Source organism: Rhodococcus sp. SJ-2 (genome assembly GCF_053750035.1).
In genome coordinates, this window is sequence record NZ_CM132340.1 from 4,602,864 (window position 1) to 4,622,549 (window position 19,686).

General features: G+C 66.0%; 15 protein-coding genes. 8 read left to right on the forward strand and 7 right to left on the reverse strand.

What is annotated here, in order from left to right; genetic code table 11:
• Positions 1 to 18: 18 nt before the first annotated feature.
• Together hflX and ACSYG9_RS21610 are read left to right on the forward strand one after the other, a co-directional pair.
• Positions 19 to 1,482: a GTPase HflX gene (hflX, locus tag ACSYG9_RS21605; RefSeq protein ID WP_454839861.1), complete on the forward strand. Its 1,464-nt coding sequence runs from the start codon at positions 19 to 21 to the stop codon at positions 1,480 to 1,482.
• Positions 1,482 to 2,549: a hypothetical protein gene (locus tag ACSYG9_RS21610; protein ID WP_454839863.1), complete on the forward strand. Its 1,068-nt coding sequence runs from the start codon at positions 1,482 to 1,484 to the stop codon at positions 2,547 to 2,549. The genes hflX and ACSYG9_RS21610 overlap by 1 nt, the downstream gene beginning before the upstream one ends.
• A gap of 20 nt (positions 2,550 to 2,569) precedes the next feature.
• On the opposite strand, the gene ACSYG9_RS21615 is transcribed toward ACSYG9_RS21610, so the two are convergent.
• The 4 genes from ACSYG9_RS21615 to ACSYG9_RS21630 are packed head-to-tail and all read right to left on the reverse strand — an operon-like array spanning position 2,570 to position 6,672.
• Positions 2,570 to 2,827, reverse strand: coding sequence for an HPr family phosphocarrier protein (locus tag ACSYG9_RS21615; RefSeq protein WP_440124415.1), 258 nt, complete (start codon positions 2,825 to 2,827; stop codon positions 2,570 to 2,572).
• A 25-nt stretch (positions 2,828 to 2,852) separates the two neighbouring features.
• Complete coding sequence (locus ACSYG9_RS21620; protein WP_454839866.1) at positions 2,853 to 4,904, reverse strand: PTS fructose transporter subunit IIABC; 2,052 nt, start codon at positions 4,902 to 4,904, stop codon at positions 2,853 to 2,855.
• Entirely contained in the window at positions 4,904 to 5,908 is a 1,005-nt protein-coding gene (locus ACSYG9_RS21625; protein ID WP_440124417.1) for a hexose kinase, read from the reverse strand. The genes ACSYG9_RS21620 and ACSYG9_RS21625 overlap by 1 nt, the downstream gene beginning before the upstream one ends.
• On the reverse strand, positions 5,905 to 6,672 hold the full coding sequence (locus ACSYG9_RS21630) for a DeoR family transcriptional regulator (protein WP_440124418.1): 768 nt from the start codon (positions 6,670 to 6,672) through the stop codon (positions 5,905 to 5,907). The genes ACSYG9_RS21625 and ACSYG9_RS21630 overlap by 4 nt, the downstream gene beginning before the upstream one ends.
• A 113-nt stretch (positions 6,673 to 6,785) precedes the next feature.
• On the opposite strand from ACSYG9_RS21630, the gene ptsP reads away from it, so the two are divergent.
• From ptsP to ACSYG9_RS21645, 3 genes are all read left to right on the forward strand, one after another.
• Positions 6,786 to 8,453 (forward strand): phosphoenolpyruvate--protein phosphotransferase, encoded by a 1,668-nt coding sequence (gene ptsP, locus ACSYG9_RS21635; protein ID WP_454839868.1) that lies wholly within the window; start codon positions 6,786 to 6,788, stop codon positions 8,451 to 8,453.
• A gap of 139 nt (positions 8,454 to 8,592) precedes the next feature.
• Positions 8,593 to 9,849 carry a uracil-xanthine permease family protein gene (locus tag ACSYG9_RS21640; protein WP_454843016.1) on the forward strand — a complete coding sequence of 419 codons (1,257 nt, stop codon included), beginning with the start codon at positions 8,593 to 8,595 and terminating at the stop codon, positions 9,847 to 9,849.
• 104 nt (positions 9,850 to 9,953) lie between these two features.
• On the forward strand, positions 9,954 to 11,096 hold the full coding sequence (locus ACSYG9_RS21645; protein ID WP_440124420.1) for an acyl-CoA dehydrogenase family protein: 1,143 nt from the start codon (positions 9,954 to 9,956) through the stop codon (positions 11,094 to 11,096).
• A gap of 125 nt (positions 11,097 to 11,221) precedes the next feature.
• On the opposite strand, the gene lexA is transcribed toward ACSYG9_RS21645, so the two are convergent.
• A complete protein-coding gene (gene lexA, locus ACSYG9_RS21650; protein WP_440124421.1) occupies positions 11,222 to 11,929 on the reverse strand; it encodes a transcriptional repressor LexA in 708 nt (235 codons plus the stop codon).
• A 740-nt stretch (positions 11,930 to 12,669) separates the two neighbouring features.
• Between lexA and nrdR the strand changes: the two genes are divergently transcribed.
• Complete coding sequence (gene nrdR, locus ACSYG9_RS21655; RefSeq protein ID WP_440124422.1) at positions 12,670 to 13,146, forward strand: transcriptional regulator NrdR; 477 nt, start codon at positions 12,670 to 12,672, stop codon at positions 13,144 to 13,146.
• A 27-nt stretch (positions 13,147 to 13,173) separates the two neighbouring features.
• Here nrdR and hrpA read toward each other — a convergent pair whose 3' ends face one another.
• On the reverse strand, positions 13,174 to 17,067 hold the full coding sequence (gene hrpA / locus ACSYG9_RS21660) for an ATP-dependent RNA helicase HrpA (RefSeq protein ID WP_454839871.1): 3,894 nt from the start codon (positions 17,065 to 17,067) through the stop codon (positions 13,174 to 13,176).
• Between the two features lie 269 nt (positions 17,068 to 17,336).
• Here hrpA and ACSYG9_RS21665 point away from each other — a divergent pair, with 269 nt between their 5' ends.
• Positions 17,337 to 18,596, forward strand: a complete 1,260-nt coding sequence (locus ACSYG9_RS21665; RefSeq protein ID WP_454839873.1) for an aminotransferase family protein — start codon at positions 17,337 to 17,339, stop codon at positions 18,594 to 18,596.
• 9 nt (positions 18,597 to 18,605) lie between these two features.
• Here the strand turns inward: ACSYG9_RS21665 and ACSYG9_RS21670 are convergent, their stop codons facing one another.
• Positions 18,606 to 18,869 carry a hypothetical protein gene (locus ACSYG9_RS21670; protein WP_440124425.1) on the reverse strand — a complete coding sequence of 88 codons (264 nt, stop codon included), beginning with the start codon at positions 18,867 to 18,869 and terminating at the stop codon, positions 18,606 to 18,608.
• A gap of 51 nt (positions 18,870 to 18,920) precedes the next feature.
• On the opposite strand from ACSYG9_RS21670, the gene ACSYG9_RS21675 reads away from it, so the two are divergent.
• Positions 18,921 to 19,628, forward strand: a complete 708-nt coding sequence (locus ACSYG9_RS21675; protein ID WP_454839875.1) for a hypothetical protein — start codon at positions 18,921 to 18,923, stop codon at positions 19,626 to 19,628.
• Positions 19,629 to 19,686: the final 58 nt, after the last annotated feature.

Below are 19,686 nucleotides of genomic sequence, written 5' to 3' on the forward strand. Positions count from 1 at the left end.
TGGGACGATGGACCCTGTATGACGAACACATCGCGCACTCGCAACACGACAGACGACACCGATCGCACCGGATACGACGGGCCAGAAGGCTGGGCTCACGACGATCCATCGGTGGGCGAGATGCAGCTCGAAGACCGCAGCGCTCTTCGGCGCGTTGCGGGTCTGTCCACTGAACTCGAAGACATCACCGAAGTCGAATATCGACAGCTTCGCCTCGAACGAGTTGTGCTGGTCGGCGTATGGACGGGAGGCACCGCCGCTCAGGCCGACGCGAGCCTCGCCGAACTTGCCGCACTTGCCGAAACTGCCGGCTCCGAGGTGCTCGAGGGGATGGTGCAGCGCCGCGACAAGCCGGACGCCGCCACCTATATCGGCTCGGGTAAGGCCGACGAGCTCCGCGAGATCGTGCTCGCTACCGGTGCCGATACCGTGATCTGCGATGGCGAACTCACTCCTGCTCAGCTCACAGCGCTGGAGAAGGTAGTCAAGGTCAAGGTCATCGACCGGACGGCGCTCATCCTCGACATCTTCGCGCAGCACGCGACCTCACGTGAGGGCAAGGCGCAGGTCTCCCTCGCGCAGATGGAGTACATGTTGCCGCGACTGCGTGGCTGGGGTGAGTCGATGTCCCGTCAGGCAGGTGGCCGTGCCGGTAGCAACGGCGGTGTGGGACTCCGCGGACCCGGCGAAACCAAGATCGAAACCGACCGTCGTCGGATCCGTGAACGGATGGCGAAGCTGCGCCGCGAGATCAAAGGGATGAAGGCAGCGCGAGACACGAAGCGGACTCGCCGGCTGCGCAACCGGATCCCGTCCGTCGCGATCGTCGGCTACACCAACGCAGGCAAATCGAGCCTGCTCAATCGGCTCACCGGCTCCGGGGTCCTGGTGGAGAACGCTCTGTTCGCGACCCTGGACCCGACGACACGACGCGCAGCGCTACCCGACGGCCGGGAGTTGGTTCTGACCGACACGGTCGGATTCGTACGTCACCTGCCGACTCAGCTCGTCGAGGCATTCCGGTCGACCCTCGAGGAGGTCGCCGATGCCGATCTTCTGCTGCACGTGGTCGATGGATCCGACCCGCTCCCGACCGAACAGATCAAAGCGGTTCGCGAGGTTCTGACGGACGTATTACGTGAGTCCGACGGACCGCCGCCGCCCGAATTGATCGTTGTCAACAAGGTCGATGCGGCCGATCCGGTCACCCTGACCCAACTCCGCGGGCTCCTGACCGATTCGGTGTTCGTCTCGGCGCATACCGGTGAGGGCATCGACGAGCTGCGCGAGCGGCTCGGGCGCATGCTCGAGGACCCGGACGTAGAGGTAAAGGTACTTGTGCCGTACACCCGCGGCGACCTGTTGTCCCGAATCCACTCGGACGGCCAGATCCTCCATTCCGCGCACGAGGCGGACGGAACACGCGTGCATGCCAGAGTTCCGCGGGCGCTCGCCTCCGTGTTGGACGAGTACGCCGTCTGATGAGTCCGCTCCGCGGCGCCGGGGTCGCCGCCGTCCTCGCGCTCGCCTGTGTTCTGCCGGGTGCGGCGCGCGCCGAGGCGGACACCGCGGACATCCCCGTCGTGGACTTTCCATCGGAAAACCTGTGCACACCGGACGATCCCTCCCTCGACGAGCTGTCGGGCCTGGCCGTGGTCGGTGGGCGGCTGTTCGCGACCCCCGACGCGGGTGTCGACGAGTCAGTGGTCGAACTCGACCCGGATTGCGCAGTGGTGCAACGGTTCCCGGTTCCAGTCGACCCCTATGACATCGAAGACATGACGGCAGGTCCCGACGGCAGACTGTGGCTCGCGGACATCGGCGACAACACCTCCGCACGACAGACGGTGGCACTGATCTCGCTCGACCCCGCCAGCGGAGCCGGTGATCTGCACCGCTTGACCTACCCTGACGGTCCTCGTGACGCCGAGGCCGTGCTGGTATCGGCGACCGGAGAGCCGGTGATCGTCACCAAGACGCTGTTCGGTGCGAGCGGTATCTATCGGCCGGTTCGCGGTCGAGCACTCGAGCAGCTCGCAACACCAGGACCGACACCGCTGGAAAAGGCCGGGTCGCTCGCTCTCGGTCCTACCGACACACCCGGCGGACCGCTTCCGGGTGCGTCGTCCACGTTGATCACCGGTGGCGCGGTGAGCCCGGACGGAACTGTCGCGGCGGTCCGCACCTACACGGACATCTACCTGTTCCATGCGCCCGACACCGACCTGGTAGCAGCGTTGATTGCGGGCCCAGTGCTGCGAATCCCGGTTCCCGACGAACCGCAGGGGGAGGCGGTGGCCTTCACCTCGGCAGGCGATCTGGTGACGGGCTCCGAAGCGGTCGTTCAGGGCGGCACCCTTACCGATGCGCGACCTCCTCTCCGGGTGTGGCGTGGTGTGACCGAGCATTTCGCTGCGGAGACGGTGTCGGACTCAGAATCGAACTCGGACCCGTACGCCGCCGGGCCGATCGGAGTCGCGGCAGCAGCTGCCGTGCTCGTGGTGGTTGGCGCCGTGATCGTGCGGCGTCTACGGACGCGACGTGCCTGAATCACCTCTGCCGTGCGGAGTCAGGCGTCGAGGTCTGCCGCAACCAGGTCGCTGACCTGCGCAAGAACGGTCTCGTCCTCGCAGCTGACGGTCACCGCGACCCCTTGTGAGGCTCCGAGGGTCATAATCATCAGCGCGGAACCCGCGTCGACGGGTTCACCGCCCTCGACCGACAGCGTCACCGGAACTCCCGCGGCGACGACGGCTTCGGCGATGATCCCTGCGGGGCGTGCGTGTAGGCCGATGGACGAGCCGACCTCGACGGTGTTGACGGGCATGAGAACTCCTTCTGGTGATGGATGATCAGGACCGGGCCGGGGCTGGTTGCGGCCCGGTTACGACGGGTGCCGAGGTGCGTGTGGAATCGGTGCGAATCAACTCCTTTGCCAGGGTGACGCAGAGCGCAGCGATGACGGTGCCCACAGCGAGTGCGATGAAGAACCACAGCACACGATCCATCGCGAAGATGACGAAGATACCGCCGTGTGGTGCGCTCAACGTGACGTCGGTGGCCATGATGATGCCGCCGGTGACTGCTCCGCCGACCATCATCGACGGGATCACCCGGAACGGATCGGCGGCGGCGAAGGGGATGGCCCCTTCGGAGATGAAGGACGCGCCGAGCAGCCATGCAGCCTTGCCGTTCTCGCGTTCCGCCGCGCTGTAGAGACGCGGTCGCACCAGTGAGGACAGCGCCATGGCGAGCGGAGGTACCATACCTGCCGCCATGACAGCCGCCATGATCTGCAGCGATGCGTGATTGCTCACGTCGAGGCCTGCGACGGCAAACGCGTACGCGGCTTTGTTGACGGGGCCTCCGAGGTCGAAACACATCATGATTCCGAGGATCACCCCGAGTGCGACCGCAGAACCGCCGGACAGGCCATTGAGCCAGTCGGTGAGACCGGTGGTGATCGCGGCGAGCGGCCTGCCCAGCACGAGGAACATCGCGGCGCCGACGATCAGGCTTGCGAGCAGCGGGATGATCACCACCGGCATCAGGCCTCGGGCCCACGCGGGCAGTGGTATCCGTCCGACCCACAGTGCGGCGAAGCCGGCAATGATGCCGCCGACCAGACCGCCGATGAAGCCGGCCCCGACGAACACCGCGACCGCGCCCGCGGTGAAGCCGGGCGCGAGACCGGGACGGTCGGCGATCGCGTAGGCGATGTATCCGGCAAGCGCGGGCACGAGGAACGAGAACGCGAGCGAACCGATTTGATACAGAACCGCGCCGAGATAGATGGTCAGTCCACCGTCGGGCAGGTTCGTCAGCGAATTGTCCACGACGATGAGCGCTGCGGAGTCGGAGATGTCGTAACCGCCGAGCAGGAACCCGAGTGCGATGAGAAGACCACCGGCTGCCACGAAGGGAATCATGTAGCTGACGCCGGTGAGCAGAATCTGTCTCAGGCGGGTACCCCATCCGACGTCGGCCGCGGTGCTCTCACCGGTGGTGTCGGCTGTGCCCGCTTCGACTCGCGCGGCCTTCGGATCAGCGGCGGCGTGCAGCGCCTCGGTGATCATGGCGTCAGGCTCGTTGATTGCACGTTTGACGCCCGAGGCGATCACCGGTTTCCCGGCGAAGCGCTCACGGCCCTTGACTCCGACGTCGGTTGCGAAGATCACGGCGTCGGCGGCTGCGATGACGGACGGAGGAATCGGGGTGCTTCCGCTCGACCCCTGAGTCTCGACCTGCAGTGTGACGCCGGCCCGCTCGGCGGCAGCGGTGAGCGCGTCGGCCGCCATGTAGGTGTGGGCGATCCCGGTGGGACACGCGGTGATTGCGACCACCGACCGCTCCGACGGTTCCGATGCCGCGGGTTTCGTGTCCTCCGTGACCTGCTCGGGTGCGGTGGCCGGCGCGGTGTCGGCGGGTGCAGCGGGGAGGACACCCTCGACCAGAGCGATGATCTCGTCGGAGTCGCGCGCTGCTCGGAGCGCCGCCACGAAATCGGGACGGACGAGGGCGCGGGCCAGAGCGGTCAGGAGTCTCATGTGGTCTGCGCCGGCGCCCTCGGGCGCGGCGATCAGGAACACGAGATCGGCCGGACCGTCCGGGGCACCGAAGTCGACCTTCGGTGACAGTCGGGCGAATCCGAGCGATGCGGTGGTGATCGCAGCGTGGCGGCAGTGGGGGATTGCGATCCCGCCGGGTAGGCCGGTCGCCGACTTTGCCTCGCGGTCGAGGACCGCGGCCGCGAGTGCGTCTCGGTCGGTCGTGCGACCGGCGGCAGTGAGTCGCCCGGCCAGCGCCGTGATCACCGAGTCCTTGTCGGCGCCGAGGTCGGTGTCGAGCGCAATGAGGTCGGCGTCGATGATCCTACGGGTGGGGCCGGAAGCGCTGTCTGACATCACGTGTCCTTACGGGAGAGTGGGCGGTTCGTACGGTCCGGGTGATCGGGTACCGGTTCGGTGCGAGTTGCGGAGGGGTCGACGGAGTCGGGTCCGGGGATGCGGGTTCCGGGGAGGGCAACGGCGGCGCTGCCGTATGCGACGGCGTGACGCAGGCGGTCCGGCGGGGCGGCGCCTGCCTGCTCGGCGATGAGATAGCCGGCGAGAGACGAATCACCGGCACCGACGGTGCTGCGGGCGATGACCGGCGGGGCCGCGGCCCGCCAGACGCCCTCGGCCGTGATCAGTACGGCACCGGCGGATCCGAGAGTGACGAGCACTGCCCCCACACCCTGTGCGACGAGCATCCGGCCGGCGTCTGCGACCGATCCGACGTCGCCGCACGCGGCGTCGGCCTCGAGTGTTCTCGCGTCGGCTCCAGTGAGCTGGGCGAGTTCGTCGGAATTCGGTTTGATGAGGTCGGGTGCGGCGTGGGGGAATCCTGCCGCGAGGGCGAGCAGTGGCGCTTCCGAGGTGTCGACGGCGACGCGGCACCCGGTGGGCCGGAGGGTGCGCACGAGATCGGCGTAGAAGTCGCTCGGCATACCCGGCGGAAGCGATCCGGACAGCACGACCCATCCGTCACCGGGAGCGTGACCGAGCACGGCGGAATGCAACCCCGCGCGGGTGGTGTCGGAGCACGGCGTGCCGGGTTCGTTGAGTTTCGTGGTGGTGCCGTCGGGTTCGGCGATGGTGACATTGGTGCGGGCGTGCCCCGAGGTTGCGATTGCGTGGTACGGGATTCCCCGTGTGTCGAGGGCGCCGAGCAGAGGATCGTCGGGGTTTCCGGGAAGTACTGCCAGTACGTCCTGACCTGCGCGATGCAAGACACGTGCGACGTTGATGCCCTTGCCTCCGGGGTCGACCGTTGTTCCTGTGGCTCGGTGCACGGCACCGCGCATGAGCGGTGCGTCCAGATCGACGGTGCGGTCCAGGCTGGGATTTGCAGTCAGAGTGACGATCATGCCGTCACCACCTCGATTCCATGGTCGGTCAGGCGGGCATGGTCTGCGTCGTCGAGGTCGGTGTCGGTGACGAGGACATCGACCGCATCGATCGGAGCGAATCGCAGCAGGTGCCGCCGGCCGATCTTCGACGAATCCGCCACGACGACCACACGCTCGGCGGAATGCACCATCGCGCTCTTGACCGCCGCCTCGTCGGCGTCGGGGGTGGACAGCCCATGTTCGATAGTGAGCGCGTTGGTGCCGATGAATGCCACATCCACGTTGAGGATGTCCAGGAACCGGAGAGCTTCGGGCCCCACCGCGGCCTGGGTGGTGCCGCGGACGCGTCCCCCGATCAGGTGCAGGTTCACGGAGTTCGCTCCCGCGAGTCGTGACGCGATGGGAACCGAATTCGTCGCGACGGTGATCTCGGAGTCGCTCGGCAGGACGGCGGCGATCCGGCTGGTGGTGGTGCCCGCATCGAGGATCACACTGCCGCCCGCGCCGGGGAGGAATCGTGCCGCTGCGGCCGCGATCCGATCCTTGTGGGCGGCGCGAGTGTTCTCACGTTCGGACAGACCCGGTTCGGTCGCGGTGAGTGCTGTGGTGGGGACGGCTCCGCCGTGGACCCGCCGGACGTGGCCCAGACGTTCGAGGAGTGCGAGGTCGCGGCGCACCGTCTCCGAGGTGACGTCGTAGCGGTCGGCGAGATCCGCCACGGACACGCGTCCGTGGCGACCGACCAGATCAGCGATTGCTTGCTGACGTTCCTCTGCGTACACCAGAACCCCTTGGAATCGATGTTGGATAATGTTGTTTTACGCCCGTATGTGTTGACATGTCAATGCCTACGGGTAATCTGGATCACAGAATCTGGTAGTGGTGAGGAGACGGAATGACGAACGAGGCGCCAGTACTGCACGGCACACCGGTGGTGCCCGGGGTCGGATACGGTCCGGTCATCCGGCCGGCACCGCGCCCGCAGATCACCACGACGACGACCACCGTTCCGGATACTGCGCGCGAAGCGGAATCCGCCCGGTTCGATGCTGCAGTCGAGGTGGTCGCAGATCGTCTGAAGTCACGAGCCGTACACGCCTCGGGGGCCGCCGCCGAAGTGCTGCAGGCCAACGCGGTACTGGCGCAGGACCGTGCGTGGCGCGCCGCCGCCGACGGAAAGATCCGATCCGGATCCGACGCGGCCGCCGCCACGATCGGCGCGACCGACCAATTCGTCACGATCTTCGAGAAGATCGGCGGTCTGCAGGCGGAACGGGTCACCGACCTGATCGACATCCGCGACCGCGTCCTCGCCGAACTGAACGGCGATCCCGAACCGGGCATCGAACTACCCGACGTTCCCTCGGTTCTGCTCGCCGACGACCTCGCACCCGCCGACACGGCCGGGCTCGACCCCGCGCGCATCCTCGGACTCGCAACCTCCCTCGGAGGCCCGACCAGCCACACCGCCATCATTGCCAGGCAGCTGGGGATTCCGTGCATCGTCGCCACAGCGGGGCTCGACGACGTCGCCGCGGGCACGACGGTCCTGATCGACGGCGGTACCGGACGTATCGTCGTCGACCCCGATCACGATGCCGCCGAGGCGGCCGTCGAACAGGACCGCACCGACCGCGCCCGTATCGGTGCGTGGACGGGCCCGGGAGCGACCTCCGACGGCCATCCCGTCGCCGTCCTCGCCAATGTCCAGGACGGGTCCGGTGCGCGCGCTGCTCGCCTGACCCAAGCCGAAGGCGTAGGACTGTTCCGCACCGAACTGTGCTTCCTCGATCGCGACACCGAACCGACCGTGTCCGAACAGGCCGACATCTACGCCGAGGTCTTCGACGCGTATCAGGGCCGAAAGGTCGTGCTCCGCACGCTCGATGCCGGTTCCGACAAGCCGTTGCGATTCGCAGAACATCCGCAGGAGCACAACCCCGCGCTCGGCGTCCGGGGCATCCGGGTGGCGGCCGCCGCACCCGGAATCCTCGAACGGCAACTCGACGCGGTGGCTGCCGCCGCTGAGCGCACTGGCACGGCGCCGTGGGTCATGGCCCCCATGATCGCCACGGTGGCCGAAGCAGCCGCATTCGCCGACCGGGTCCGGTCGCGGAACATGGTGCCCGGCGTGATGGTCGAGGTGCCGTCCGCGGCGCTCCTCGCAGACCGCCTGCTCGAACACGTCGACTTCCTGTCCATCGGAACGAACGACCTCGCGCAGTACACGATGGCGGCAGATCGGATGTCGCCGGAACTGGCGTCGCTGACCGATGCCTGGCAGCCGGCAGTGCTGGCACTGGTCGCGCGGACCGCCGCGGCCGGCGTGGCGGCAGGCAAACCCGTCGGAGTCTGCGGCGAGGCCGCGGCAGATCCTCTTCTCGCGTGCGTTCTCGCGGGAATGGGTGTGACTTCGCTGTCCTGCGCGGCATCGGCCGTCGCCGCTGTCGGCGCGCGACTGTCTGCGGTCACGATGCAGCAATGCCGCGACGCCGCGCATGCGGTGTCGTCCGCTGTCGATCCTGTGGAGGCGCGCGCCGCGGCCGCCCGCATCCTCGTCTGAGAATCGCAGAAGTCCGCGAATTGCCGGGCCGGAGAATTGCGGAGCGACGCGGATCATCTTTCGGCCGGTGCCCGGCGGAGCGCGTCCGGGTCATACGATCTGCGTCGTGAATGAACGCGTGCGGCCGACGAGTCGCAACATGGGATTCGGCTGGGAACTGCACGGTGACGGGCGGCAGATCAATGCCGGTGCGGTCGTCGCTCCCGACGAGCGGCTTTCTTGGCCGCGAACCATCGGCATCGGGATGCAGCATGTGGTCGCGATGTTCGGTGCCACGCTGCTCGTGCCCACGATCACCGGCTTCCCGGTGACCACCACATTGCTGTTCTCCGGCATCGGCACCGTGTTGTTCCTACTCATCACCCGCGGGCGCGTACCGAGCTATCTGGGCTCGTCCTTCGCGTTCATCGCGCCCTTGACGGCCTCGGCCGGGAGCGGTCCGGCTGCGCAGCTCGGCGGTATCGTGGCGGCAGGCGCCGTGCTCGCGATCATCGGACTGATCGTCAAGGCGCTCGGCTCGCGGGTGATCGACGCCGTGATGCCTCCCGTCGTGACCGGCGCGGTGGTCGCGCTGATCGGGCTCAATCTTGCCCCGACTGCTGTCGGATCGTTCGAAGCCCAACCGTTGATCGGTGCGGTGACGCTGATCGCGATCCTTATGGTGACAGTGCTCGGCCGCGGCCTCCTCGGCCGGCTCGGCATCCTCGTCGGCGTGGTCATCGGATGGCTCTTCGCATGGATCACCGGAGGTCTGGCGCCCGACCGTGTCGACGCGCTGAAGGAAGCAGCCTGGTTCGGCTTGCCCGAGTTGCGCGTCCCGACCTTCGAGTTGTCGGTCATTCTGCTGGCCCTGCCGGTGGTCATCGTCCTGGTCGCAGAGAACGTGGGTCACGTCAAGGCTGTTGCCGCGATGACGGGCCGCAATCTCGACAGTGTCGCAGGCGACGCGCTGCTCGCCGACGGTCTGGCCACCACGCTTGCGGGCGCAGGCGGAGGATCGGGAACCACCACATACGCCGAGAACATCGGTGTGATGGCTGCTACCCGGGTGTACTCGACCGCTGCATACTGGGTGGCGGCGGTGACTGCAGTGGTGCTCGCGTTCTCCCCGAAGTTCGGGGCGCTCGTGTTCACGGTGCCCGAGGGCGTTCTGGGTGGAGCCACTCTCGTCCTCTACGGGTTGATCGGCCTTCTGGGCGTGCGGATTTGGATGGACGCGAAGATCGACTTCACCGACCCTGTGAATCTCACGGTGGTTGCAGCAGCACTCGTTGCAGGGATCGGCGACCTCACCCTGTCGATCGGATCGGTGGAGTTGGGCGGCATCGCGTGGGGGTCGATAGGAATACTCGTCGCCTATCCACTGCTGCGCCGATTGGCAGAACTGCGCCACTGATTCGCGGTTGTCGCGGTCACAAAATCTGCTCGCTCCTGTCAGCGCCATCGTTCGCCGGCGTGCATACCGTGGGTATGTCCACGTCGTCACTGACAGGAGCGCAGATGGAACGCACCCTTTTCGAGCCCGAACACGACCTGTTCCGTGAGTCGTACCGGAAGTTCCTCGAACAGGAGGTGGCCCCTTTCCACGAGCAGTGGGAGAAGGACAAGATTGTCGACCGCGAAGTGTGGAAGAAGGCCGGTGCACAGGGCTTTCTGGGCATGGCAGTGCCTGAGGAGTTCGGTGGCGGAGGCGTCGACGACTTTCGCTACAACGTTGTCCTGACCGAGGAAACCACCCGCGGCGGATACAGCGGTGTCGGTTTCATGCTGCACAACGATGTCGTAGCGCCGTACCTGCTGAACCTCGCGAACGAGGAACAGAAGAAGCGGTGGCTTCCCGGTTTCTGTTCCGGTGAGATCATCACCGCCATCGCGATGACCGAGCCGGGCACCGGCAGCGATCTCCAGGGCATCAAGACCCGGGCGGCTCGTGACGGTGACGACTGGGTCCTCAATGGGTCCAAGACGTTCATCACCAACGGAATCAACGCCGACCTGGTGATCGTGGTTGCCTGCACCGACCCGGAGAAGGGCGCCCAGGGATTCTCCCTGCTCGTCGTCGAGCGCGGTATGCCCGGCTTCGAGCGTGGCCGCAATCTCGACAAGATCGGTCTCGATGCACAGGATACCGCCGAGCTGAGCTTCAACGACGTGCGTGTTCCCGCCGCCAACATGCTCGGTGAAGAGGGAATGGGCTTCATCTACCTGATGCAGAACCTTCCGCAGGAGAGGCTCTCGATCGCGGTCGTCGCGGCCGCCGCAATGGAGCAGGTCCTCGAGGACACCATCCAGTACTGCCGCGACCGCAAGGCCTTCGGCAAGTCGATCGGACGTTTTCAGAACAGCCGATTCGAACTCGCCGAACTGTCGACGGAAACCCTGCTTGCTCGGGTGTTCGTGGACAAATGCGTCGAGTTGCTCAATGCCGGTGCGCTCACCGTCCAGGAGGCCGCGATGGCCAAGTACTGGACCACGGACAAGCAGGTCGAACTCATCGACCGCTGCCTCCAGTTGCACGGCGGCTACGGATACATGCGCGAATACCCGATCGCCAAGGCGTACCTCGACTCTCGGGTCCAGAAGATCTACGGCGGTACCAACGAGATCATGAAGGAGGTCATCGGCCGCGGGCTGAACCTCTGATCGCTGCGCATTCATGCGGGCGCACTACATGAGGCCGGTGGGGCTCCGTATCGATGGAGCCTCACCGGCCTCGCTGTGTAGGGAGGTGCGGACGCCGGTCTCTGAGGCGCGACGGAAGTGTGCGGTCAGAGCTTGCGGATGACCGTGACCACCTTGCCGAGAATGACCGCGTCGTTACCCGGAATCGGCTCGAACACGGGGTTGTGTGGCATGAGCCAGACGTCGTTCTTCACGCGCTTGAAGGTCTTGACCGTGGCTTCCCCGTCGAGCATGGCGGCAACGATATCGCCGCTCTCGGCCACATTCTGCTGACGAACCACGACCCAGTCTCCGTCGCAGATCGCTGCGTTGATCATCGATTCGCCCACGACCTTCAGCAGGAACAACGATCCCTGGCCCACGACCTCCCTGGGTAGCGGGAAGATATCTTCGATGGCTTCTTCGGCGAGAATCGGGCCGCCTGCTGCGATTCGCCCGACCACGGGAACCAGGGCAGCCGAGGGGATGTCGTCGGAGGACGCCGCCGGGAGCACCTCCCCGACGACGTCGGGCGCGACCTGTGGGTCGTCGAATCCACGTACATCCACCGCGCGGGGACGGTTCGGATCGCGGCGCAGCAGGCCTTTGCGCTCGAGGGTGCGAAGTTGGTGCGCGACCGAAGAGGTGCTGTTGAGGCCGACCGCGTCTCCGATCTCTCGGATGCTCGGTGGGTAGCCTCGCTCGGCCACCGAGGTACGAATCACCTCGAGGACGCGGCGTTGACGCTCGGTGAGCGTGGTGCCGTCGGTGCCGGACGACTTCTTCCGGCTGGTCGCGGAGTTGGCGTCCGTCATGCTCGTGACCTCCGTGCGTCGAGTTTCTGATGTGTTGTGTGTGATCTTTCGAATCTATCCGCATCGGTGCCGTATATCAAACATCTGTTCGAGATCGTTTCGAACAAACGGACGACACGAACGCCGAAGCGTGATAGAAAGTTCGAACAGGCATTCGTTCGAATGAATGGGCGAACCCACCCGGCTCATGACTGCCACGGAGGACCCGATGGGCACAACATTGTTGACGGAATTCCGAACGACCCATGCGGCCGAGGCTGTTGCTCATCCGCGGAGAGCGTCCACACTGCCGGCCGGAGTCGACGGGCACCCGCCGCGGAGCGGGGGGAGGTCCTGCGCCCACCCGCCTGCACCTCGAATCGGTCTCGGGTACTTGCTGGTACAGATGCTCGCCACGGTGATATTCACAGCCGCCGCGGTGACGGCGATCCTGTGTGTGGCACACGTTCGTACGAGCCAGGTCGCGGCGGAAGCCGGCCGCACGATACCGGTGATGACCGACTCGGCACCGCGTGCGGAGGGAGTAGGGGTGGTCACCGATGGAAGATGACGACGCGGTGCCGACCCACCCGGACTCCGGGAGCGCACTACACGTGCGGGTATTGTCTGAATCTGTCAGTCACACCACCCCGTGTGGTCGCGTCGGGAAGACCCTGCCCCCGGGCAGGATCGATCCTTCGAACACGACATCGTTTCGTCGGCGACGTTGCGGCCACCACGGCAGCGACGAAGGAATCGACATGTACTGCCCGTATTGCCGGCACCCCGACTCCAGGGTCGTCGATTCGCGTGAAGCCGACGAGGGCGCCGCGATTCGTCGCCGTCGGGCATGTCCGGAGTGCGGTCGCCGATTCACCACGGTCGAAGCCGCGGTGTTGTCCGTGGTCAAGCGCAGCGGCGTAACCGAGCCCTTCAGTCGTGAGAAGGTCGTGCGCGGTGTCGCGCGAGCCTGCCAAGGCCGCGATGTCGACAACGACGCCCTGAACAAGCTGGCGCAGCAGGTCGAAGACGCAGTGCGGGCGAAGGGCGCACCCGAGGTCCCCAGCCACGAGGTCGGGCTTGCGATTCTCGGGCCGCTTCGCGACCTCGATGAGGTCGCTTACCTCCGATTCGCCTCGGTGTATCGGTCATTCAGCTCTGCTGAAGATTTCGAACGCGAGATCACGGAACTGCGCGAACACCAACGTACCCGCGACGTCGCCGCCGACGCGGACTGATCCGTCAGGGTCGGGCCGGTCATGACGTCAGCGGATCGAACCGATGGCCTTGAGTATCCGTTTTTCCGACACCGGAACCCGTGTACCCATCCCTTGGGCGAACAGGCTCACGCGTAGTTCCTCGATCATCCAGTAGACATCCACGACGTCGCGTGCGTCTCGGCGTTCCTCCGGCAACCGCGCGAGCAGCTTGTCGTAGGACGCATACACCCGATCGAGGACATCCATTGCCTGGGCATCGCGATTTGCACTTGCCGGGAGTGATTCGAGACGCTGAGCTGCAGCGGCGAGATACCGAGGAAGATCGGCCAGCCGACGATAACCCAGGTCGGTGACGAACCCGGCGAAGAGCAACGAAGACAGCTGCTCACGGACGTCGTCCGCCGCCTCGCCGCGAACCCGATCCAATTGCACGCCCACCTCGTGAGCCTTGCTCAATACAGGCACAACGGACTTCAGCAGGTGCGCGACGCGCCGGGGAAGCTCGCTGCGCACTACCACCGCGAGTGCTTCGAATTCCTCGGGTGTCCGTACCGGCTTCCCGTGGGCTGCGATCAATTCGTCGACCGCGCATGCCCGGCAGTCCTCGATGAGTGCGTCGAACGAGCCATCCGGGTTACGCCCGAGTGTCAGCCGTTCCGAGTTCGTCAACCCTGAGGTGACGACCTTCGCCTTGGTCGGGGCGGCAGCGAGAAGGAGCGCTCGCACTCCGGCGCGGGTGGCGGAACGTTGCGCCTGCGGAGTGCTCAGAACGCGTACCGCCACACCCTCGTTCTCGGGCACCAAGGCGGGATAACCGGTCACCTGCTGGCCACCGACTTCGCGCGTGACCGTCTGCGGAAGGGTGCCGAGGGTCTCCGCCGTCCATGCGAGGGCAGGTGCGCGTTCAGTGCCCGAGGCCGCGCGCGCGACCTCGGCGTCGACTCGGGTAGCGAGTTGCTTTCGCAGTGCGGTGAGACTCTTGCTGCGGCCCAGCACCTTTCCTTGCTCGTCGATCGCTGCGAAGGTCATTTTCAAGTGATCGGGCAGCATCGCTGGAGTGAAGTCACCCGGTTCGATCTTGCAGTTCCCGAGCCGCGACAGTTCACGGGCGAGTGCGTTGACGAGAGGTTCGCTGCGTGCGGTCACCGAGGCGAGGACGGCTTTCGCGAAGTCCGGGGCCGGAACCACCTGGCGTCGAATCTGCTTCGGCAGGCTCTTGATCAGCGCAGTGACGAGTTCGTGTCGCAAGCCCGGAACGAGCCAGTCGAATCCTACGGGTCGTACTCCTGCGAGCAGCGCCAATGGGATTCTGGCGGTGACGCCGTCGTCCTCGGTGCCCGGCTCGAACTGGTAGGTCAGGGGAAATTGCAGCTCGCCTTGTCGCCACGCATCCGGATAGTCACCCTCGAGGACCGCTGCCGCGTCCTGATTGACGACCGTCTCGGGTGTGAAGGTCAGTAGGTCCGGCTCGTTGTGCCGGACCTTCTTCCACCAGGTGTCGAAATGCCTGGCCGACACGACTTCAGGGCCGACACGCCGATCGTAGAACTCGAACAGGGTGTCGTCGTCGACGGCCAGGTCGCGTCGCCGCGCGCGATGCTCGAGTTCTTCCACGTCGTCGAGCAATGCCCGGTTGTCGTGGAAGAACTTGTGGCGGGTCTGCCACTCACCCTGTACGAGCGCGTGTCTGATGAACAGCTCTCGTGAGGCTTCGGGGTCTATTCGGCCGTACTGCACCCGGCGTTGGGCGATGAGGGGGATGCCGTAGAGGGTGACACGCTCATACGCCATCGCTGCTTGCTGCTTCGTCGACCAGTGCGGCTCCGAGTAAGCGCGCTTGACCAGGTGGGGCGCAAGTTTCTCTGCCCACTCGGGCTCGATCCGCGCTGCCATCCTGCCCCACAGCCGCGAGGTTTCGACCAGCTCACCCGCCATCACCCATCGAGGGGGCTTCTTGAACAAGGACGAGCCGGGGAAGAGCGCGAAGCGTGCGCCTCGCGCGCCGAGGAAGTCGCGTTTGTCGCCCTCGCGCAATCCGATATGCGAGAGCAGGCCTGCAAGCAGCGATTGATGGATCGCGTCGTCGCCGACCTGCTGGTGCGCGGTCTCCCAACCGAGGTTCAAGGTGATCTGACGGAGTTGCCCTTGCAGATCCTGCCACTCTCGGATACGCATCCAGTGTAGAAACTCGCTGCGGCACAGTTTTCGGAACTGGTTGGACGACAGCTCTTTCCGCTGTTGCTTCAGGTAGTCCCACAAGCGGAGGAAAGCGAGGAAGTCCGATCCGTCGACGTTGAATCGAGCGTGCTTCTCGTCGGCGGCCTGCTGGTGCTCGGTGGGGCGCTCTCGGACATCTTGGATCGACAGCGCGGATACGATGATGAGGACCTCGCGCAGACACCCGTTGCGGTGCCCCTCGACGATCATGCGAGCCATGCGGGGGTCGACGGGGAGCCGTGCGAGCTCCCGCCCGATGCCGGTCAACCTCAGCGTTTCGTCTTTGCCTGCGGGTTCGACCGCACCGAGTTCGTGCAGTAGCGCGATACCATCGCGGATCGCGCGAGCGTCGGGCGGCTCGACGAACGGGAACGAAGCAATGTCGCCGAGACCGAGTGCCGTCATCTGCAGGACCACCGACGCGAGGTTCGTGCGCAAGATCTCGGGCTCGGTGAACTCGGGGCGCGACTCGAAATCGTCCTGCGAATAAAGGCGGATGCAGATGCCGTCGGCGACGCGACCGCAACGACCGGCGCGCTGCCGCGCGGACGCTTGGCTGATCTCTTCGATGGGTAGTCGTTGGACCTTCGTCCGCACCGAGTACCGCGAGATACGGGCGGTGCCGGGGTCGACGACGTAGCGGATGCCGGGCACCGTCAACGAGGTCTCGGCGACGTTGGTCGACAGTACGACGCGCCGTCCGGTGTGCCCGGTGAAGACGCGATGCTGTTCGGCAGCCGACAGTCGGCCGTACAGGGGGAGGATCTCGGTGTTGCGCAACTTGCGGTCGCGCAGTGCGTCCGCAGTGTCTCGGATTTCGCGCTCGCCCGAGAGGAACACGAGGATGTCGCCGTCGCCGGCCGACTGCAGTTCCTCGACTGCCTCGCACACGGCGTCGACGGGGTCGCGGTCGACGAGTTCGTCGCCTCGCTCGACGGTCAGCGGTCGGTACCGCACCTCAACCGGGTAGGTGCGTCCCGAGACCTCGACGATCGGAGCCGGCGTCCCCTCCGCATCGGCGAAGTGCTTCGCGAATCGCTCGGGGTCGATCGTGGCCGAGGTGATGATCACCTTCAGGTCGGGCCGGCGGGGGAGCAGTTGCTCGAGATACCCGAGAAGGAAGTCGATGTTGAGGCTGCGTTCGTGCGCCTCATCGATGATCAGGGTGTCGTAGCGGCGGAGCATACGGTCGCGCTGGATCTCGGCGAGCAGAATGCCGTCGGTCATCAGTTTGACCAGAGTGCGCTCGGACACCTGATCGGTGAAACGCACCGTGTAGCCGACGGTGTCGCCGAGTTCGGAATCGAGTTCGTCGGAAAGACGCTCGGCCACCGCACGCGCCGCGATACGGCGGGGCTGGGTGTGCCCGATGAGGCCGCGCACACCGCGACCCAGTTCGAGACAGATCTTCGGGATCTGGGTGGTCTTGCCGGACCCGGTCTCGCCGGCCACCACGACGACCTGGTGGTCGCGGATCGCGTCCGCGATGTCGTTCTTGCGCTGGGATACCGGAAGATCTTCCGGGTACCGAATCTGTGGAATCGACTCGATGCGTCGCGCGAGGCGCGAACGCGCGGAGTCGATGTCGTGGGCGATCTTGGTGAGCGCGTCGTCGCCGCGCGCTCGATCGAGGCGGCGGCGGAACCGATGTTCGTCGCTGAGCGACACCTCGGTCAGCGACGCGCGAAGTGCGCGACGGTTCGGGGCAGGAGAGATGGACATGCTGGTCACACAGCCTAGCGACTGTCGGTGCTCTCGTGCGACACCGGTGTGGAGCAGGCCGATCTGCCTGAGAGCAGTGTCACTGCCGCGCAGGAGTGGTGCGGATGGTGTGTCGGTAGCAGGCGAGCACTGTGTAGTGCGGCAACCCGGGCAGAACTCGGGTGAGGATCCCCCGTGCCGGATTCTCGGCCGACGGATCGCAACCGATCCCCCGCCGCTTTCGTGCCCTGCCGAACCGGAAGCCGCCGCGCTCGCCCGGAACCCATACGATGGCTGGGACCGGTAGTCGTGGACAGGAGCTGACTGTGGGTGCGTTGTGGCACGGATTCGCCGACATGGGCGTCGTGGAGCGGGACGGGGCCTTCGTCGTGGCTCGTGGAGAAGGCGCATACATCTGGGACGATGCAGGTACTCGCTATCTCGACGCGACGGCGGGACTGTGGTTTGCCAACGTCGGTCACGGTCGCACCGAGATCGGTGAGGCAGTCGCCGCGCAACTGGCGAAAGTTGCGCACTTCTCGAATTTCGGTGATTTCGCAGCAGAACCCACGATCGCGCTTGCGGAGAGGCTCGCGGAGATTGCGCCGATTCCCGGTAGCAAGATCTTCTTCACCTCGGGCGGCTCTGACTCGATCGATACGGCAGCGAAGCTTGCCCGCCGCTACTGGCAAGAGGTCGGCCGATCGACCAAGACCATGATCGTCAGCCGCGAGAAGGCCTATCACGGGATGCATGTCGGCGGGACGTCGATGGCGGGTATCGCCGTCAACTCAGAGGGCTACGGCGCGCTGTGGACCGACACCGCCACCGTTCCCTGGGACGACGCCAAAGCCCTGCTCGAGCTCATCGAGAAAGTCGGGGCCGACAACATCGCTGCTTTCTTCTGCGAACCGATCATCGGTGCCGGGGGCGTGTACCTGCCGCCCGACGGCTATCTCGCTGAGATCCGAGACATCTGCCGAGATCACGACATCCTGTTCGTCCTCGACGAGGTGGTCACCGGGTTCGGGAGGATCGGCGGGTCGTGGTTCGCGGCGACGAGGTTCGACCTTCAGCCCGACATTGTGACAACAGCCAAGGGCCTGACGTCGGGGTATCTGCCGATGGGCGCGGTGTTCGTGGCACCGCCTGTGGCCGAACCGTTCTTCGCCGGGGGTGTGTGGTGGCGTCACGGTTACACCTACGGAGGTCACGCGGCAGCAGCGGCGGCCGCACACGCCAACCTCGATATCTTCGAACGCGAGAACCTGCTCGACGAATCCGCACGCCTCGAGAAGACGCTCCACGAGAAGCTCGCCCCGCTCGCGGATCATCCGCGTGTCGCGGAAGTGCGGAGCGGTCTGGGGGCGGTCGCGGCAGTGCAGCTCGCCGATCCCGGCGAGGCCCTCGGCTTCGTCAAGACCCTGCGGGAGCACGGCATCTCGGGCCGCGCTGCAGGTCAGGGCGCGATGCAGATCTCCCCGTCGTTCGTCATGACGGACGAGCAGGTGCAAGAACTCGCTGACGGTTTCGCTGCGGCATTGGGCTGACCGAATCACTCATGGCCGACGCCGGACCCGGCGCATCAGGCGGCGGATCCGGGTTGTCGGGCTCACCGGCACCTGGGTGAGCGGTACCTCCTCGGTGCCGTCCTGCGCTGCCACCGCTCGTGCGTACCGCTCATGAAGGACCGACCGGATCTCGTCGGGGGTGTAGTCGCGGCGTCTGCGTTCGTTGCGCAGGGTGATCGCACCGGTCGCTGCAACTCCCGCTATTCCGGCAAGTCCGAGCAGCTTCCACAGGGTGCTGGTGCGAAGGGCCATGCACCGACCCTAGCTGGGAGCGGTCCGTGGCAGGCTTTCCCTATGCACCCCGTGAGCCCTGTACCGTCCGGCCCGACACCGTCACGAGTCTCGCTCGACGAGGCCGTGGATCTGACTCGAACGGGGGACATCTGGGTCTTCCGCGGCACCAGTGGCGCGGACCGGGCCATCCAGACGTTGACCAACGCTCCGGTCAATCACGTCGGTATGACGGTGGCATTCGAGGATCTGCCTCCGCTGATGTGGCATGCCGAGCTGGGGCGCAGTCTGCCGGACATGTGGACAGGCCGGCATCAGCGTGGTGTCCAGCTGCACGATCTGCGCAGCGCGGTCCAGGTCTGGGGTGCGCGCTACGGGCAGCGTGGTTGGTTGCGTCAGCTCTCGATTCGGATCACCGCGGAACAGGAAGACCAGCTGCTGCGTACCATCGCCCGCCTCGACGGAACGCCGTTCCCCTCGACGGCGAAGCTCGCGGGGCGGTGGTTCGCCGGCCGCGTTCCTCGCCTGAAGCGGAGCGAGGGCGGTCTCGAATCCGCGTATTGCGCTGAGGTCGTGGCCGTGACGATGGAGGAGATGGGACTACTCGAACAGAGGCGCCGAGGGAGCAGTTGGTACGACCCGGGGCGTTTCTGGAGCGGTGACCGGTTGCCGCTCGCGCCCGGCGTGGCGCTCGGTGGCGAGATCGAAGTAGCCCTCGACGCATGCGACATCGCTGCGGGGGAGGCGCTCGGCGGGACTCCGCCGAGTTCGAACGCATAGCCACCTGTTCGGGTAGGCCGGAGAACGCGAGAAGGGACCCCTCCGCGGAGGGATCCCT

Bases quoted from the DNA above. Each gene is read 5' to 3' on its own strand.
- hflX (WP_454839861.1), top strand. From the start codon at position 19: ATGACGAACACATCGCGCACTCGCAACACGACAGACGACACCGATCGC.
- hrpA (WP_454839871.1), bottom strand. From the start codon at position 17,067: ATGTCCATCTCTCCTGCCCCGAACCGTCGCGCACTTCGCGCGTCGCTG.
- ACSYG9_RS21640 (WP_454843016.1), top strand. From the start codon at position 8,593: ATGGGATTCGGCTGGGAACTGCACGGTGACGGGCGGCAGATCAATGCC.
- ACSYG9_RS21620 (WP_454839866.1), bottom strand. From the start codon at position 4,904: ATGTCAGACAGCGCTTCCGGCCCCACCCGTAGGATCATCGACGCCGAC.
- ACSYG9_RS21625 (WP_440124417.1), bottom strand. From the start codon at position 5,908: ATGATCGTCACTCTGACTGCAAATCCCAGCCTGGACCGCACCGTCGAT.
- nrdR (WP_440124422.1), top strand. From the start codon at position 12,670: ATGTACTGCCCGTATTGCCGGCACCCCGACTCCAGGGTCGTCGATTCG.
- ACSYG9_RS21615 (WP_440124415.1), bottom strand. From the start codon at position 2,827: ATGCCCGTCAACACCGTCGAGGTCGGCTCGTCCATCGGCCTACACGCA.
- ACSYG9_RS21610 (WP_454839863.1), top strand. From the start codon at position 1,482: ATGAGTCCGCTCCGCGGCGCCGGGGTCGCCGCCGTCCTCGCGCTCGCC.
- ACSYG9_RS21665 (WP_454839873.1), top strand. From the start codon at position 17,337: ATGGCTGGGACCGGTAGTCGTGGACAGGAGCTGACTGTGGGTGCGTTG.
- ptsP (WP_454839868.1), top strand. From the start codon at position 6,786: ATGACGAACGAGGCGCCAGTACTGCACGGCACACCGGTGGTGCCCGGG.
- lexA (WP_440124421.1), bottom strand. From the start codon at position 11,929: ATGACGGACGCCAACTCCGCGACCAGCCGGAAGAAGTCGTCCGGCACC.
- ACSYG9_RS21645 (WP_440124420.1), top strand. From the start codon at position 9,954: ATGGAACGCACCCTTTTCGAGCCCGAACACGACCTGTTCCGTGAGTCG.
- ACSYG9_RS21670 (WP_440124425.1), bottom strand. From the start codon at position 18,869: ATGGCCCTTCGCACCAGCACCCTGTGGAAGCTGCTCGGACTTGCCGGA.